14 protein-coding genes and 1 pseudogene are annotated in these 16754 nt (G+C 71.6%); 7 read left to right on the forward strand and 8 right to left on the reverse strand.

Translation table 11 applies throughout. The annotated features are described in order from the left end of the window. Positions 1 to 87 precede the first annotated feature (87 nt). Positions 88 to 2652, reverse strand: coding sequence for an ABC transporter ATP-binding protein/permease (locus IO30_RS0129440; RefSeq protein ID WP_078904314.1), 2565 nt, complete (start codon positions 2650 to 2652; stop codon positions 88 to 90). A gap of 436 nt (positions 2653 to 3088) precedes the next feature. Here IO30_RS0129440 and IO30_RS0129445 point away from each other — a divergent pair, with 436 nt between their 5' ends. Together IO30_RS0129445 and serB are read left to right on the forward strand one after the other, a co-directional pair. Beyond that, a complete protein-coding gene (locus IO30_RS0129445; protein ID WP_031147939.1) occupies positions 3089 to 4663 on the forward strand; it encodes a glycosyltransferase family 39 protein in 1575 nt (524 codons plus the stop codon). 67 nt (positions 4664 to 4730) lie between these two features. After that, positions 4731 to 5930 carry a phosphoserine phosphatase SerB gene (serB, locus tag IO30_RS0129450; RefSeq protein ID WP_031147941.1) on the forward strand — a complete coding sequence of 400 codons (1200 nt, stop codon included), beginning with the start codon at positions 4731 to 4733 and terminating at the stop codon, positions 5928 to 5930. A 117-nt stretch (positions 5931 to 6047) separates the two neighbouring features. Here serB and IO30_RS0129455 read toward each other — a convergent pair whose 3' ends face one another. From IO30_RS0129455 to IO30_RS0129470, 4 genes are all read right to left on the reverse strand, one after another. Beyond that, positions 6048 to 6569 (reverse strand): SixA phosphatase family protein, encoded by a 522-nt coding sequence (locus tag IO30_RS0129455; RefSeq protein WP_031147943.1) that lies wholly within the window; start codon positions 6567 to 6569, stop codon positions 6048 to 6050. An 89-nt stretch (positions 6570 to 6658) separates the two neighbouring features. After that, positions 6659 to 6874, reverse strand: coding sequence for a hypothetical protein (locus IO30_RS0129460; RefSeq protein WP_031147945.1), 216 nt, complete (start codon positions 6872 to 6874; stop codon positions 6659 to 6661). Positions 6875 to 7022: 148 nt separating this feature from the next. After that, positions 7023 to 7142 (reverse strand): SGM_5486 family transporter-associated protein, encoded by a 120-nt coding sequence (locus IO30_RS47745; protein WP_267886487.1) that lies wholly within the window; start codon positions 7140 to 7142, stop codon positions 7023 to 7025. 5 nt (positions 7143 to 7147) lie between these two features. Then, entirely contained in the window at positions 7148 to 8464 is a 1317-nt protein-coding gene (locus IO30_RS0129470; RefSeq protein ID WP_031147946.1) for a CynX/NimT family MFS transporter, read from the reverse strand. Between the two features lie 57 nt (positions 8465 to 8521). Here IO30_RS0129470 and IO30_RS0129475 point away from each other — a divergent pair, with 57 nt between their 5' ends. After that, on the forward strand, positions 8522 to 9265 hold the full coding sequence (locus IO30_RS0129475; RefSeq protein WP_237403316.1) for a FadR/GntR family transcriptional regulator: 744 nt from the start codon (positions 8522 to 8524) through the stop codon (positions 9263 to 9265). 700 nt (positions 9266 to 9965) lie between these two features. Here the strand turns inward: IO30_RS0129475 and fabI are convergent. Beyond that, positions 9966 to 10661: pseudogene (fabI, locus tag IO30_RS48225) on the reverse strand (enoyl-ACP reductase FabI); the annotation flags it as partial. Between the two features lie 5 nt (positions 10662 to 10666). Continuing rightward, positions 10667 to 11386: a 3-oxoacyl-[acyl-carrier-protein] reductase gene (fabG, locus tag IO30_RS0129485; RefSeq protein WP_031147952.1), complete on the reverse strand. Its 720-nt coding sequence runs from the start codon at positions 11384 to 11386 to the stop codon at positions 10667 to 10669. A gap of 146 nt (positions 11387 to 11532) precedes the next feature. Here fabG and IO30_RS0129490 point away from each other — a divergent pair, with 146 nt between their 5' ends. From IO30_RS0129490 to tyrS, 3 genes are all read left to right on the forward strand, one after another. After that, on the forward strand, positions 11533 to 13095 hold the full coding sequence (locus tag IO30_RS0129490) for a TldD/PmbA family protein (RefSeq protein ID WP_373316423.1): 1563 nt from the start codon (positions 11533 to 11535) through the stop codon (positions 13093 to 13095). After that, positions 13092 to 14492, forward strand: coding sequence for a metallopeptidase TldD-related protein (locus tag IO30_RS0129495; protein WP_031147956.1), 1401 nt, complete (start codon positions 13092 to 13094; stop codon positions 14490 to 14492). Before IO30_RS0129490 ends, IO30_RS0129495 begins: the two co-directional genes overlap by 4 nt. A gap of 62 nt (positions 14493 to 14554) precedes the next feature. Then, positions 14555 to 15820 (forward strand): tyrosine--tRNA ligase, encoded by a 1266-nt coding sequence (gene tyrS / locus IO30_RS0129500; RefSeq protein WP_031147957.1) that lies wholly within the window; start codon positions 14555 to 14557, stop codon positions 15818 to 15820. 85 nt (positions 15821 to 15905) lie between these two features. Here tyrS and IO30_RS0129505 read toward each other — a convergent pair whose 3' ends face one another. Beyond that, positions 15906 to 16181 (reverse strand): GlsB/YeaQ/YmgE family stress response membrane protein, encoded by a 276-nt coding sequence (locus tag IO30_RS0129505; protein WP_031147959.1) that lies wholly within the window; start codon positions 16179 to 16181, stop codon positions 15906 to 15908. 176 nt (positions 16182 to 16357) lie between these two features. On the opposite strand from IO30_RS0129505, the gene IO30_RS41230 reads away from it, so the two are divergent. After that, complete coding sequence (locus IO30_RS41230; protein ID WP_037895645.1) at positions 16358 to 16699, forward strand: DUF3099 domain-containing protein; 342 nt, start codon at positions 16358 to 16360, stop codon at positions 16697 to 16699. Positions 16700 to 16754 lie beyond the last annotated feature (55 nt).

Genomic DNA, 16754 nt, shown 5'->3' on the forward strand with positions numbered 1-16754 from the left:
CGTAGCCGTACCCCCACGCGCCTCAGGGCGGCCCCCGGACTTCCGGGGGCCGCCCTGAGGCGTTCGTGCGTTCAGGCTTTCATGCCGCTACTTGCCCGCGCGCATGACCTCCGGCTCGTGGCGGCGCAGCAGGCGCTGCACGGCGAAGCCGCAGGCGATGCCGAGGAGCAGCAGGATGGTGATGTTCAGGCTCCACTGCCCGACCGTGGCGTCCCAGAGCGGGTCGGTGTTGGTCGGGTTGTCCGCGTCCCACGGCGGCATCAGGACGCCGAGGTTCAAGGTGGTGCCCGCAGCGGCGATGGCCCAGCGGGACGGCATCAGCCAGGCGAACTGCTCCAGGCCCGGGGAGTCGTAGACCTGGAAGAGGATGCCGGTGAAGACGACCTGGACGATCGCGAACATGACCAGCAGCGGCATCGTCTTCTCGGCGGTCTTCACCAGCGAGGAGATGACCAGGCCGAACATCATCGAGGTGAAGCCGAGCGCGATGACCGACAGGCAGATCTCCACCGCGGGCGGCATGAGCAGGCCCTCGGTGGGCAGGTCGCGCGGGTAGAAGCCGATCCCGCAGATGATCACGCCCTGGACGGCGGTGATGATGCCGAGGACGATCACCTTCGACATGAGGTAGGCCGACCGCGACAGGCCGGTGGCCCGTTCGCGCTCGTAGATGACCCGTTCCTTGATCAGCTCACGGACCGAGTTGGCCGCGCCCGAGAAGCACATGCCGACCGCGAGGATCAGCATGATCGTGCCGGCGTCGCCGTTGAAGCGCGACGGGGCCACGGGCGGCGCGAGGCCGAACTTCGCGGGGATGACCGTGGAGACCACGCCCAGGACGGCGGGCAGGATCAGCATCAGGCCGATGAAGCCCTTGTCGGAGGCGATCACCGAGACGTAGCGGCGGATCAGCGTCCACAGCTGGGAGCCCCAGCCCTGCGGCTTCGGCGGGCGCATCTGCTGGTGCGGCGGCATCGCGACCGACTGCGGGGCGACGGCGTCGATGTCGGCGGCGTACAGCTGGTAGTGCTGCGAACCCTTCCAGCGTCCGGCCCAGTCGTAGTCGCGGTAGTTCTCGAAGGCCGAGAAGACGTCCGCCCACGTGGTGTAGCCGAAGAAGTTCAGCGCCTCGTCCGGCGGGCCGAAGTACGCGACCGAACCGCCCGGGGCCATGACCAGCAGCTTGTCGCAGATGGCCAGCTCGGCGACCGAGTGGGTGACGACGAGGACCGTGCGGCCGTCGTCGGCGAGGCCGCGCAGCAGCTGCATGACGTCGCGGTCCATGCCCGGGTCGAGGCCGGAGGTGGGCTCGTCCAGGAAGATCAGCGAGGGCTTGGTGAGCAGCTCCAGGGCCACGGACACGCGCTTGCGCTGACCACCCGAGAGGGCGGTGATCTTCTTGTCCTTGTGGATGTCGAGCTTGAGCTCGCGCAGCACCTCGTCGACGCGGGCGGCGCGCTCGGACTCGGCGGTGTCCCCGGGGAAGCGCAGCTTGGCCGCGTACTTCAGGGCCGTACGGACGCGCAGCTCCTTGTGCAGGATGTCGTCCTGCGGGACCAGGCCGATGCGCTGGCGGAGCTCCGCGAACTGCTTGTACAGGTTGCGGTTGTCGTACAGGACGTCGCCCTGGTTGGCGGGCCGGTAGCCGGTGAGCGCCTTGAGGAGGGTCGACTTGCCGGAGCCGGAGGGGCCGATGACACCGATGAGCGACTTCTCCGGGACACCGAAGGTGACGTCCTTGAGGATCTGCTTGCCGCCGTCGACCGTGACGGTGAGGTGGCGGGCCGAGAAGGAGACCTCGCCGGTGTCGACGAACTCCTCGAGGCGGTCACCGACGATCCGGAACGTCGAGTGGCCGACGCCGACGATGTCGTTCGGGCCGAGCAGGGCGGTGCCGGACTTGGGTACCGGCTGACCGTTGACGTAGGTGCCGTTGTGGCTGCCGAGGTCGTGGATCTCGAAGCGGCCGCCGGGCATCGAGCGGAACTCGGCGTGGTGGCGGGAGACCTGGAGGTCGGAGACGACCAGCTCGTTCTCCAGCGCACGGCCGATGCGCATGACGTTGCCCAGCGAGAGCTGGTGGAACGTGGTCGGGCTGCGGTCGTTGTAGCCGGGTGCCGCGCCCTGCGCCGGGCGGGAGGCGGCAGGGCCGCCGCCCTGCTGGTGCGGGACGTGCGCCTGCGGCTGCTGCGCGTGCTGCGGCTGTGCGTGCTGCGGCTGTGCGTGCTGCGGCTGCTGTGGCGCGGCCTGCTGCTGCCAGGCCTGCTGGGGCTGCTGCTGCGCAGGCGCCTGGTAGGCCTGGGCCTGCGGCTGGGCGTACGCCGGGGCCTGCTGCTGGGCCGCGGGCGCCGCGGCGGCCGCCGCCCCGACGGGGTTCAGCCGCGGGCCGTCGGTCGCATTGCCCAGGAACACGGGCGTGCCGGGCACGAGTTCGGCCTGCTGGACCCGGGCACCGTGCACGTAGGTGCCGTTGGTGCTGCCGTGGTCCTCGATGCCCCAACCACGGCCGTTCCAGCTGACGGTGGCGTGCCGCCACGACACCCGGGCGTCGTCGATCACCACATCCCCCTGGGGATCGCGCCCCAGGGAGTACGACCTGGACGGATCAAGCGTCCAGGTCCTTCCGTTCAATTCCAGTACGAGTTCCGGCACTCCAGCCCCACTTAAGTCCCCCGAGAATCCCCCTGACGTCAGGGAGTCTAGGGATGGCGAACATCCGGGGGAACTATTTCAGGCCCGCGGCCACAAGTGGAATCCGGGCCCGTCCGGCTGGACGTGACGGCCCGCCGGTGGGGTGCGAAAGGCACCCGGAGAGTGCGATAGGGGACTTCTCGCCCACCCCTCGGGTCGGCACGGCAGGGAAGCGGAGGCGACACGGCGACGGTCCGGGCGGGGTCCGGGACGGATCCGGGCAACGTCCGCGCGGGGTCCGGGACGGGCCCTGGCGGGCCGGGCGCCCCGCAGGATTTCCCTCACAGTGGGGCGCCCGGAGTCCGCACCCGCTCCCCGACCCCGGCAGAATGGCTCCTGGATCAGGATCCATCCGCTCCCGCGCTCCCGCCGCGCCCGCTCCACCTCCAGGAATGCAATGACGCGTACAGATCACGCCGCGCCGCCCGCGACCGAGCCTGCGGTCGAGCAGCTCGGCCCTCGCAGCGCCGCGCGCAGAGCGCGGCGGGCGCTGCGGCGCCGCCCGATATCCGGGCTGGTCTGGCTGCTGCCCCTGCTGGCGACCCTCGCCTCCGGGCTCTTCCGGATCAGCACCCCGGTCCTGTGGCACGACGAGCTGGCCACCCTCTCGGTGATCCGGCGGCCGCGGGGCGCCCTGCTGGACATGCTGCAGAACGTGGACGCCGTGCACGGCGCCTACTACCTGCTGATGCACTACTGGATGGTGGCCTTCGGCGAGTCCCCGGCCGTGCTCCGGCTGCCCACGGTGCTGGCGATGGCCGCGGCCGCCGCCTGTGTCGCTCTGGCCGGCAAGCGGATGTTCGGCGCCCGCGCAGGGCTGACGGCGGGCCTGGTGTTCGCGCTGATCCCGGCCGTCACCCGGTACGCACAGGAGATCCGCTCCTACTCCTTCGTGGTGCTGGTCGCGGCCTTGGCGCTGGTCCTGCTGCTGCGGGCGCTGGAGCGGCCCGGCCCGGTGCGCTGGTTCTGCTACGCGCTGCCGGTGGCGGCCGCGGGCTGGTTCCACCTGGTGTCGCTGGTCTTCCTCGGGGCGCACGCCTTCGGGGTGGCCCTGTACTGGTGGAAGGACCGCCGGAACTGGCGGCTCCCGGTCGGCTTCACCCTGGCGGCCTGCCTGGGCGTGGCCTCGACGTACCCGCTGATCAAGCTCGCCGGCGGACAGGCGGGGCGCCAGATCAGCTGGATCCCCAAGCCGCAGCTGAGCGACCTGGCCGGCATCTGGCCGCAGGTCTTCTGCAGCACCCTGCTGGCCGCCGTGCTCTTCCTGGCCGCGGCGTTCGCCTGGGGCGGCGACCGCAAGCAGTCGGCCCTCTTCGGCACGGTCGCGGCCGTGATGCCGGTGGTGGCGATCTGGGTCATCTCGCAGCGGGCCGACGTCTCCTACTTCATGCCGAAGTACCTGTTCTTCGTCCTGCCCGCCTGGGCGGTGATGGCCGGGGCGGGGATCGCCCTGGTCCGGTGGCGCGGTGTGGTGGCGGCGCTGCTGGTGATGGGCGTGATGGTCGTCCCGGACCACCTGACCATGCACCGGCCGCTCTCCCACGCCTCGTACACCTACCCCGAGGCGGTCACCTGGTTCAAGCCGCTGGACTACCGGTCGGCCGCCGAGATCGTGGCCGCCGGCTACCGGCCCGGCGACGCGGCGGCGTACGGCCAGCAGAAGCAGGAGCTGTGGTGGGGCGTGGACACCGGTGTCGCGTACTACCTCCCGGACCGCATCGAACTGCCGGACGTCCTGCTCGGCAGCAGCGGCGAGCAGCGCGACGACCTGTGGCCGGCCCTGACCCCCGACCCGGTCAAGGCGCTGGACACCCTCGCGGCGCCGCGGATCTGGCTGGTCTCCAAGGACGACGGCGGCGACCCCTTCACGACGCTGCCGCCCGAGCATGCGAAGGCCCTGCAGGACCGATACACGCAGACGGACTACCAGCAGGTCTCGGGCATCTCGGTCGCCCTCCTGGTCCGGCGCTGACGACCCGGTCCCGGAGGGTGGGACGGGGGTCCGGCCCCCGGGCCGGGGAAGATACGGTGAGGGCACCATGAGCGCTTCGCAGACCTCAGACGCCCCCACCCTCCTCGTCAAGATCTTCGGCAAGGACCGTCCCGGGATCACCGCCGGGCTGTTCGACACCCTCGCCGCCTACGCCGTCGACGTCGTCGACATCGAGCAGGTCGTCACCCGTGGCCGCATCGTGCTGTGCGCCCTCGTCACCCAGCCCGCCGCCGGGACCGAGGGCTCGCTGCGGGCCACCGTCCACAGCTGGGCCGAGTCACTCAAGCTCCAGGCCGAGATCCTGTCCGGTACGGGTGACAACCGGCCGCGCGGCAGCGGCCGCTCCCACGTCACCGTCCTCGGGCACCCGCTCACCGCGGAGTCCACGGCGGCCATAGCGGCACGGATCACCGCGACCGGCGGCAACATCGACCGCATCTTCCGGCTCGCGAAGTATCCGGTGACGGCCGTGGAGTTCGCCGTCTCGGGCACCGAGACGGAGCCGCTGCGCACGGCGCTGGCCACCGCGGCCTCGCACATCGGCGTGGACGTGGCCGTGGTCTCCGCCGGGCTGCACCGCCGGGCCCAGCGCCTGGTCGTCATGGACGTGGACTCGACGCTGATCCAGGACGAGGTCATCGAGCTCTTCGCCGCCCACGCGGGCTGCGAGGCCGAGGTCGCCGAGGTCACCGAGCGGGCCATGCGCGGCGAGCTGGACTTCGAGCAGTCGCTGCACGCCCGCGTCGCACTGCTGGCGGGGCTGGACGCGTCCGTGGTGGACAAGGTCCGCGCCGAGGTGCAGCTGACGCCGGGCGCCCGGACCCTGATCCGCACCCTCAAGCGGCTGGGCTACCAGGTCGGAGTGGTCTCCGGCGGGTTCACCCAGGTCACGGACGATCTGCGGGAGCGGCTGGGGCTGGACTTCGCCTCCGCCAACACCCTGGAGATCGTCGACGGGAAGCTGACCGGGCGGGTCACCGGCGAGATCGTGGACCGGGCGGGCAAGGCCCGGCTGCTGCGGCGCTTCGCCGCGGAGGCCGGCGTACCGCTGGCCCAGACGGTGGCCATCGGAGACGGGGCCAACGACCTGGACATGCTGAACGCGGCGGGGCTGGGCGTGGCCTTCAACGCCAAGCCGGTGGTGCGCGAGGCCGCGCACACCGCGGTGAACGTGCCGTTCCTGGACGCCGTGCTGTACCTGCTGGGGATCACCCGCGAAGAGGTGGAGGCCGCCGACCTGGCGTGAGCGCCGGCGAGGCCGGCGAGGCCCACGAGTACGAGGACGGGCCCCGGCGGGCAGGACGGCCGCCGGGGCCCGTTCGTGCGTCGGTGGGCCTGGATCAGTGGTCCTGGTGGGCCCGGGTCAGTGGTCCTTGGGGGTCCAGAAGTCCAGCAGGGTGCCGACGCCGTGCTCCAGGGACTTCCACGTGCCGGTGAAGGACACGACGGCGAGCGCCGCGGTCGGGAAGCCCGTACGGCTCATCCGCGCCAGGGTGTCGCCTTCGGCGCGCCCGGAGAGGGCGTCGGCGAGGGCGTGCATGCCGGGGTTGTGGCCGATGACGAGGAGGTCCGCGACGTCTTCGGAAGTCTCGTTCAGGAGGGCGATGAGCTCGCCGAGCGAGGCGTCGTACAGCCGTTCCTCGTAGGAGGTCCTCGGCCGGTGCGGCATCTCCTGGACGGCGAGCTTCCAGGTCTCGCGGGTGCGGGCGGCGGTGGAGCAGAGGGCCAGGTCGAAGGCGATGCCGGTCTCGGCGAGCTTCAGACCGACGGCGGGGGCGTCCTTGCGGCCCCGTTCCGCCAGGGGGCGGTCGTGATCGGACACCTGGGGCCAGTCGGCCTTGGCGTGCCGGAGGAGGGCGATCCTGCGGGGTGTGTCGGCGCTCATGGCTCCCAGCTTCGCATGAAACGGGCCATGGGGCGCAGGGTGTTGGAGGGCCGCGGCCCGTTGGTGGGGCGCACCCGGCGCACGCGGGATCAGCCGACGGCGCGCAGTACCTGCTGGGTGACGTGGAGCAGGCCGGTGGCTTCCCCGGCGGCCGCATGGGCCTCGGCGGACCCGGCGAGGAGCAGCAGCATCAGGCCGAAGCCGAGGGCCGGCAGGGCCAGTGCCCACCAGTGCAGGCGGGCGTCGGCGCCGGCGCCTGCGCGGTGGCCGGACGGGAGGGACCGGGGGTGCGTGGGGGCCGGCATGGCCGCCTCCGGGGGTGTGCGGACGGGACGGGTTTCGTTGTCTTCGAATCTATGGATCCGAAGGGGCCGTTCCCATCCGGGGCGCACCCCACTTCACCCTGAGCCCTGCCCCCTAGGGGTTGGTGGGGTTAACCCCACCAACCCTCCCTCACGGGGAGGCGATCGTCGCGATGACGGAGATGATCACGGTCACGGCGAGCATCGCGCCCAGCACGAGGCCGAGCTTCTTGCGGCCGTCCTGGGGGTTCGGTTCGAGTACGGGCGACATGCGACTCAGTTTCGCACGCCGCATTCGTCCTCGATCGTGCGGTCCCGGCCCGCGAGGACGCCCAGCGCGATCTGCGGGACCAGGAGGCCGGCCATCAGGGCCAGGGGAAGGTCCCAGCCGCCGCTGTGCTGGTAGAGGGTGCCGATGAGCAGCGGGCCGGGGATGGAGATGAGGTAGCCGGTGCTCTGCGCGAAGGCGGAGAGCTTGACGACTCCGGCCGGGGACTTGGCGCGCAGCCCGATCATGGTGATGGCGAGCGGGAAGGCGCAGTTGGAGACGCCGAGCATGAGGGCCCAGGCCCAGGCTCCGGCCACGGGGGCGAGGTAGAGGCCGAGGTAGCCGACGAGACCGAAGAGGCCGAGGGTGGCGGCGATGGCGCCCTGGTTCTTCATCCGTGCGGCGAGGCCGGGGATGACGAAGGCGAGCGGGACGCCCATGACCATCGTGAGGGCGAGCAGCACGCCGGAGGTGGAGGCGGAGACCCCAGCGTCGCGGAAGATCTGCGGGAGCCAGCCCATGGTGATGTACGCGCCGGTGGCCTGGAGTCCGAAGTAGCAGGCCAGGGCCCAGGAGGTGCGGCTGCGGAAGACCTTGGGGCCGGTGTCGGTGCGCGCGGGGCCGGTGAGGGGGCCCTGCGCGGCCGCGTCCTGGGCGGCGGCCCGTTCGGCGCGCCGGGAGGCGCGGGCGATGGGCAGCCACGGCAGGACGGCGACCGCGGCGAGGACGGCCCAGACGAGCAGGCCCGTGCGCCAGCTGCCGCCGAGTGCGGTGGTCAGGGGGACGGTCGCCGCGGCGGCGAGCGAGGTGCCGACGGCCAGGGCCATGGAGTACAGGCCGGTCATCGTGCCGACGCGGTCCGGGAAGTAGCGCTTGACGATGACCGGGAGCAGCACGTTGGTCACGGCTATGCCGGCCAGGCAGAGCGCGCTGGCTGCGAGGAAGGCGGCGGCGTTGCCGGCGAAGGGCCGGATCAGCAGGCCGGTGGCGACGGCGGCCATGCCCGCGCAGACGACGGCGGCGGGGCCGAAGCGGCGGGAGAGCCGGGGCGCGGTGACGCCGAAGACGGCGAAACAGAGGGCCGGGACGGAGGTGATCAGTCCGGCGACGGTGCCGCTCATGCCGAGGCCCGTACGGGTTTCCTCGAAGAGGGCGCCGAGGCTGGTGATGGCGGGCCGCAGGTTGAGGGCGGCCAGCACGATTCCGACGAGGAGCACCGGGCCGAGCCACGTGGGGGTGACGTGGGCGGAAGGGGAAAGGGGCCGGCCGGCGCGGATGCGGGCGGCCGGTGGGCGGCTCATGGTCTGGATTTCTTCGTCGGACATTGAACCATCATAGAATCATGGGATGATTGGTTGTCCAGTCGCTCTTGAGAGGAACCCATGCCGCTGACCTCGCCCCGGCGCTCCGCACTCGTCGACCAGGTGATCGCCCAGCTGCGGAACCAGATCACCTCCGGCGAGTGGCCCGTGGGCTCCCGCATCCCCACCGAGCCGGAGCTCGTGGAACTGATGGGCGTCGCCCGCAACACCGTCCGCGAGGCCGTCCGGGCGCTCGCGCACAACGGGCTCCTCGACATCCGGCAGGGTTCGGGCACGTACGTGCTGGCGACCAGCGAGCTGGCCGGGGTGATGCACCGGCGCTTCGCGGGGGCCGAGCCGCGCCACATCGCGGAACTGCGCTCGACGCTGGAGTCCTCGGCGGCCCGGCTGGCGGCGGAGCGCCGCACCGCGCGGGACCTCGTACAGCTGGACGCCCTGCTGGCCCGGCGCGAGGAGGCCTGGGCGGGCGGGGACGCGGAGGTGTTCGTGGCGGCGGACGTGAGCCTGCACATGGCCGTGGTGACGGCCTCGCACAACGAGGTGCTGATCGAGCTGTACGCGGACCTCGGGGAGCTGGTGGCCGACTGGCTGCGGACGGACGTCGGGACCGAACTGGACCCGGCCTCGCATCTGGACCACTCCCGGCTGATCGAGGCGATCCGGCGGGGGGACGGGGACGCGGCGGCCTCCGAGGCGGCCGGCTACCCGTTCGTCTGCCTCGGCCAGGACACGGAGGCGACCGCCCCGGGCGCGGGCACGGGCGCGAGCGCGAGCGCGGGCGCCGTCACGCGCGCCGGTGGCTGACCCAGGCGGAGCGGACTTCCTTCCAGCAGCGCCCGGCGAGCGCCACCCGCCCGGCCGGGCCGACGGCCACGGGGGCGGCGTCCCCGTCCACGTCCCACCAGCGGTCGCATTCCACGTGCAGCGTGACCAGGTCGGTCTCCGGATAGCTGTTGAGGCAGTACGCCGTCACCTGTGACCCGCTGATCTCGGTGTCGCAGTCCGCCCCGAAGAGTTCACGTCCGGCGCCCGGCGCGGGCCGTACGGGTGGCTCCGCGGGGATCTCCGTCAGGTCGACCACCGCCGGGGCGGCCTCGGAACCGGACGCCGGCTCGCCGCCCGCGGGCTCCGCGGCGGCCCCGGGGACCAGGAGGCCGGTCAGGATCACGGAGGTGACCAGCAGCGATACCCCTCGGCTCGGTCTCGCGCGCACTCCTACCTCCTCCCCGCAGGAGCCGGGAAGATCCCGACTTGGACAGTTTGCAGGCATCTGTCCTGGTTTTCGACTCGGGAAGATCCGGTCAGACGGCGCACATCTGATCGAGCACCAGCTACGGCCCGGCCCCCCGCCCGGCCTCCGGTCCCCGCCCCGGGCCGCACTGCGGACCCGCTCGCGCGAACGGCGGGGGGGGGCGCCCCCCGCCCAACGCGGGCAGGCCCCCCCCCACTCGGCCTGGGTGGGCAGCCGGTACCCGTCGGCGTCGAGGTCCGACCCGCGGGAGCCGAGGCGGTACACGGGGGCGCCGGTCGGCTCCGGGTCGCTCATGTCCCACTCCAGCATCGAGCGGGAGTTCCAGACCTCGGCCAGCTCGCCGAAGCCGGGGATGGACTTGGCGGCCATCGAGCCGATCGGACCGGCCGAGACCAGGTTGCAGCGGATGTTCTCCTTGCCCAGGTCACGGGCCAGGTAGCGGCTGGTGGCCTCCAGTGCGGCCTTGGCCGGGCCCATCCAGTCGTACTGCGGCCAGGCGAACTGCGCGTCGAAGGTGAGGCCGACGATGGCCGCGCCCTCCGCCGGGAAGAGCGGCTTGCAGGCCATGGCCAGCGACTTCAGCGAGAACGCGGAGACGTGCATGGCCGTGGCCACCGACTCGAACGGCGTGTTCAGGAAGTTGCCGCCGAGGGCGTCCTGCGGGGCGAAGCCGATCGAGTGGACGACGCCGTCGAGGCCGCCGAGCTCGTCACGGACGAGACCCTCCAGGCGGGCCAGGTGCTCGTCGTTGGTGACGTCGAGCTCGATCACCTTGACCGGCTTGGGCAGCTTCTTGGCGATGCGCTCGGTCAGCGACGGGCGCGGCCACGCGGTGAGGATGACCTCGGCGCCCTGCTCCTGGGCCAGCCGGGCCGTGTGGAAGGCGATGGAGGACTCCATCAGCACACCCGTGATGAGGACGCGCTTGCCCTCGAGAATTCCACTCATGGTGATCAGTGACCCATGCCCAATCCGCCGTCAACGGGAATGACGGCTCCGGTGATGTACGCGGCGTCGTCGGACGCCAGGAAGCTGACGGCTGCCGCGATCTCCTCGGGCTGCGCGTAGCGGGCGAGCGGCACCTGGGCCACGATGCCCGCGCGCTGCTCGTCGGTGAGCACCTTCGTCATGTCCGTGTCCACGAAGCCCGGGGCGACGACGTTGAAGGTGATGTTCCGGGAGCCCAGCTCACGCGCGAGCGACCGGGCGAAGCCGACCAGTGCCGCCTTGGAGGCGGCGTAGTTGGCCTGGCCCGCCGAACCGAGCAGTCCGACGACCGAGGAGATCAGGACGACGCGGCCCTTCTTGGCACGGAGCATGCCACGGTTCGCGCGCTTGACCACGCGGAAGGTGCCGGTGAGGTTCGTGTCGACGACCGAGGCGAAGTCCTCCTCGGACATGCGCATCAGCAGCGTGTCCTTGGTGATGCCGGCGTTGGCCACCAGCACCTCGACGTTGCCGTGCTTGTCCTCGATCTCCTTGTAGGCCTGCTCCACCTGCTCGGAGTCGGTGATGTCGCAGCGGACCGCCAGCACGCCCAGGGAGGTCAGCGCCTCCGGCGGCTCGCCGGACCGGTACGTGATGGCGACCTTGTCTCCGGCCTCCGCAAAGGCACGGGCGATGGCGAGGCCGATGCCCCGGTTTCCTCCGGTGACGAGAACCGAGCGGCTCAACGGATCACCCTTTCGCTCAGCGGTCTGATTACCAAAAACCTATAGGTCGTACCGCCCGGACGGAGAATCGGGCTCCGACAGGGCCTTGCGACGGGCTCTGTCGAGTCCCTACAGAAAGATGTAGGCACAAGGGCCCCGAGCGCGACATGATCGGGGCGACCGGCCCCGACCCCGGGAGGACTTCCGTGGCCCATTCCATCGACGCGGCATTCACCGCGCTGCCCCTGCGGGCGCTCGCCGACGCGGCGCTCGCCCGGGCGCGCGCGCTGGGTGCCGATCATGCCGACTTCCGGCTGGAACGCATTCGCAGCGCCTCCTGGCGGCTCCGTGACGCCAAGCCCTCCGGCGGGTCCGACACCACCGACCTCGGGTACGCGGTCCGCGTGGTGCACGGGGGCAGCTGGGGCTTCGCCTCCGGAGTGGACCTGACCATGGACGCCGCTGCCAAGGTGGCCTCGCAGGCCGTGGCCATGGCCAAGCTGTCGGCCCAGGTGATCAAGGCAGCCGGGTCGGACGAGCGGGTGGAGCTCGCCGAGGAGCCGGTGCACGCGGACCGGACCTGGATCTCCGCCTACGACGTGAACCCCTTCGAGGTGCCGGACGCGGAGAAGGCGGCCCTGCTGGCCGACTGGAGCGCGCGGCTGCTGGCGGCCGACGGGGTGGCCCACGTGGACGCCTCGCTGCTCGCCGTGCACGAGAACAAGTTCTATGCCGACACCGCGGGCACCTCGACCACCCAGCAGCGGGTGCGGATCCACCCGCAGCTGACGGCGGTCGCCGTGAACGGCACGACCGGCGAGTTCGACTCGATGCGCACGATCGCCCCGCCCGCCGGGCGCGGCTGGGAGTACCTGACCGGCACCGGCTGGGACTGGGACTCCGAGCTGGAGCAGATCCCGGGCCTGCTGGCCGAGAAGATGCGGGCGCCGAGCGTGCAGGCCGGGCGCTACGACCTGGTCGTGGACCCCTCGAACCTGTGGCTGACCATCCACGAGTCCATCGGCCACGCCACCGAGCTCGACCGGGCGCTGGGCTACGAGGCGGCGTACGCGGGGACCTCCTTCGCCACCTTCGACCAGCTGGGCAAGCTGAAGTACGGCTCCCCGATCATGAACGTGACGGGGGACCGCACTGCCGAGCACGGTCTGGCCACCGTCGGCTTCGACGACGAGGGCGTGCAGGGGCAGAGCTGGGACCTGGTCAAGGACGGCACCCTGGTCGGCTACCAGCTGGACCGGCGGATCGCGAAGCTGACCGGGCTGGGCCGCTCCAACGGCTGCGCGTACGCCGACTCCCCCGGGCACGTCCCGGTGCAGCGGATGGCGAACGTCTCGCTCCAGCCGGATCCGGGCGGGCTCTCGACCGAGGACCTGATCGGCGGGGTCGAGCGCGGGATCTACGTGGTCGGCGACCGCTCCTGGTCGATCGACATGCAGAGGTACAACTTCCAGTTCACCGGCCAGCGGTTCTTCCGGATCGAGAACGGCAAGCTGGCCGGGCAGCTGCGCGACGTGGCGTACCAGGCCACGACCACCGAGTTCTGGGGCTCGATGGAGAAGCTCGGCGGCCCGCAGACCTACGTCCTGGGCGGCGCGTTCAACTGCGGCAAGGCCCAGCCGGGCCAGGTCGCGGCCGTCTCGCACGGCTGCCCGTCCGCACTCTTCCGCGACGTGAACATCCTGAACACCACGCAGGAGGCCGGGCGATGAGCTCGTCTATTCGAACCACCAAGCCGCACGAGATCGTCGAGCGGGCCCTGGAGCTGTCCACCGCCGACGGCTGCGTCGTCATCGCCGACGAGGAGTCGAGCGCCAACCTGCGCTGGGCGGGCAACGCGCTCACCACCAACGGCGTCACCCGCGGCCGGACCCTGACGGTCATCGCCACGGTCGACGGCAAGGAGGGCACGGCCTCGGGGGTCGTCTCGCGCTCCGCCGTCACCGCCGAGGACCTGGAGCCGCTGGTGCGGGCCGCCGAGGCGGCCGCGCGCGGGGCCGGTCCGGCGGAGGACGCCCAGCCGCTGGTGACCGGCACCCCGGCCTCCCCGGACTTCACCGACGCCCCGGCCGAGACCTCCTCCGCGGTGTTCGCGGACTTCGCCCCGGCCCTCGGCGAGGCCTTCGCCCGGGCCCGCGCGGGCGGCCGGGAGCTGTACGGCTTCGCCAACCACGAGCTGGTCTCCACCTACCTCGGCACCTCCACGGGCCTGCGGCTGCGCCACGACCAGCCCAACGGCACCCTGGAGCTCAACGCCAAGTCCCCGGACCGGCTGCGCTCGGCCTGGGCGGGCCGCTCCACCCGGGACTTCAAGGACGTGGACCCCACGGCCCTGGACGCGGAGCTCGCCGTACGCCTGGGCTGGGCCGAGCGGAAGATCGACCTGCCCGCCGGGCGGTACGAGACCCTGCTGCCGCCCACGGCCGTGGCCGACCTGCTGATCTACCAGATGTGGTCGGCGGCGGCCCGGGACGCGGTGGAGGGCCGGACGGTCTTCTCCAAGCCCGGTGGCGGCACCCGGCTCGGCGAGCGGCTCTCCGAGCTCCCGCTGACCCTGCGCAGCGACCCGAACGCGCCGGGCCTGGAGTCCGCGCCGTTCGTGATCGCCCACAGCTCGGGCGACGACGCGTCCGTCTTCGACAACGGGCTGCCGGTCCCGGTGACCGAGTGGATCCAGGGCGGCGAGCTGAAGCGGCTGACCACGACCCGGCACAGCGCCGCCCTGACCGGGCAGCCGCTCTCCCCCGGCTTCGGGAACCTGACGCTGGACGCGGGCGGCGAGAAGTCCCTGGAGGAGATGGTGGCGGACACCGAACGGGGCCTGCTGCTGACCTGCCTCTGGTACATCCGCGAGGTGGACCCGGCCACCCTGCTGCTCACGGGGCTGACCCGGGACGGCGTCTACCTGGTGGAGAACGGGCAGGTCGTGGGCGAGGTGAACAACTTCCGCTTCAACGAGTCCCCGGTGGACCTGCTGTCGCGGGCCTCGGAGGCCGGCCGGACCGAGAAGACCCTGCCGCGCGAGTGGAGCGACTGGTTCACCCGGGCCGCGATGCCCGCGCTGCGCATCCCGGACTTCAACATGAGCTCGGTCAGCAAGGGCGTCTGACCCACCTAGACTGGGTCTTCGCCTGTAGCGCGACCCCCATCCTCCGAAGGAGCCGAGAAACCGTGACGGACATCGTCGACGAACTGAAGTGGCGCGGGCTCTTCGCCCAGTCCACCGATGAAGAAGCGCTGCGCAAGGCGTTCGCGGACGGTCCGGTCACGTTCTATTGCGGCTACGACCCCACCGCGGCCTCGCTGCACGTGGGGCACCTGGTGCAGGTCCTCACCATGCGCCGGCTCCAGCTGGCCGGGAACCGGCCGCTGGCGCTGGTCGGCGGGGCCACCGGCCAGATCGGTGACCCGCGTCCGACCGCCGAGCGCACCCTGAACGACCCGGCGGTCATCGCGGAGTGGGTCAACCGGCTGCGGTCGCAGATCGAGCCGTTCCTGTCCTTCGAGGGCGAGAACGCGGCCGTGCTGGTGAACAACCTGGACTGGACGGCGGGCATGTCCGCCATCGAGTTCCTGCGCGACATCGGCAAGCACTTCCGCGTCAACAAGATGCTGACGAAGGACTCGGTCGCCAAGCGGCTGGAGTCCGACCAGGGCATCAGTTACACGGAGTTCAGCTACCAGCTGCTCCAGGGGATGGACTTCCTGGAGCTGTACCGGCGCCACGGCTGCGTGCTCCAGCAGGGCGGATCCGACCAGTGGGGCAACCTGACGGCCGGTCTCGACCTGATCCACCGGGTGGAGCCGGGCGCGGTCGTGCACGCGATGGCGACCCCGCTGATGGTCAAGGCGGACGGCACCAAGTTCGGCAAGACCGAGGGCGGGGCCGTCTGGCTCGACCCGGAGATGACCACGCCGTACGCGTTCTACCAGTTCTGGCTGAACGTGGACGACCGGGACATCTCCACCTACATGCGGATCCTGTCGTTCCAGAGCCGTGAGGAGCTGGAGGCGCTGGAGGCGCAGACCGCCGAGCGGCCGCAGGCGCGCGCCGCCCAGCGGGCGCTGGCGGAGGAGCTGACGACCCTGGTGCACGGCGCGGACCAGTGCGCCGCCGTGATCGCCGCGTCGAAGGCGCTGTTCGGCCAGGGCGAGCTCACCGAGCTGGACGAGGCCACGCTGGCCGCGGCCCTGTCCGAGCTGCCGCACGCCCAGGTGGCCGAGCTCGGCCAGGTCGTGGACCTGCTCGCCGAGACGGGTCTGGTCGCGAGCAAGTCGGCCGGGCGCCGCACCGTGAAGGAGGGCGGGGCCTACGTGAACAACGTGAAGGTCACCGCCGAGGACGCGGTGCCCGCCCGGGAAGAGCTGCTGCACGGCCGCTGGCTGGTGCTGCGCCGGGGCAAGAAGAACCTGGCCGCGGTCGAGGTCACGGGCTGATCCTCGGGTGAACGGCGCGGGGGCCGGTGCGGACACGTCGTGTCCGCACCGGCCCCCGCGCCGTTCCGCCTGCTCTGCCGCCCTGTCAGGTCGTTCTCTTGTTGCCCCTCAGCCCCATGTACACCATGTCGCCGAGGCCGACGAGCAGGACGGCTCCGGCCAGTTGCAGCAGGTGCCGGATCCAGTCGATGCCCTTGGTGTCATTGACGCCGATCCACGTGGCGACGGCGTTGCCGAGGACGCCGCCGAGGATGCCGAAGATCGCGGTCATCCAGAGGGGCTGGTGCTGCTTGCCCGGCAGGATCAAGCGGGCGATGAGCCCCAGCACCAAACCGACGATGATCGCCCACAACCAATGCATGTCGCCTCCTCCGGCGCGATGTGCGCATGTGCGGCCAGTCTCAACCCGCGCGGCGAACGGCGCATTTCGGGCAGGGCTGTACGGAGGACACCCCCTCTCCCCACCTCCGGACGGGCGGCGTACCGTGGAGGGGGTCCGGGCCTGGGTGCGCCCGGCGGGCGATCGGGTGGTGGAGCGTGCAGCGGACGAAGCGGCAGAAGCAGGGCGGAGCCGAGGTCTTCCGGATCACGGGCGCACGGATGGGGCTCGCCGAGGACGTGCGGGGCCGTCAGCGACGCTACGTGATCTCGATGGTCATCCGGACCCTGTCGGTCATCGCGACCGTGGTCCTGTGGAACGTGGAACGCCACGTGGCGGTCGTGACGCTCGTCGCGGGTGCGCTGCTGCCCTACGTCGCCGTGGTCATCGCCAACGCGGGCCGCGAGTCGACCCCCTCCCTGCCCTCCCACTTCGTCCCGGCCCCGGTCCGTCCGGCCCTCGGAGCAGGAAACCTCAAGAAAAGCTCAGATCAATCATGAAGTTCCGGTGCACTACACCGGGTCCTGCGTGACATACTGCCTACGCGCTCCGCAT

It is taken from the genome of Streptomyces xanthophaeus (assembly GCF_000725805.1).
In the GTDB taxonomy this organism is placed as follows: Bacteria; Actinomycetota; Actinomycetes; order Streptomycetales; family Streptomycetaceae; genus Streptomyces; species Streptomyces xanthophaeus.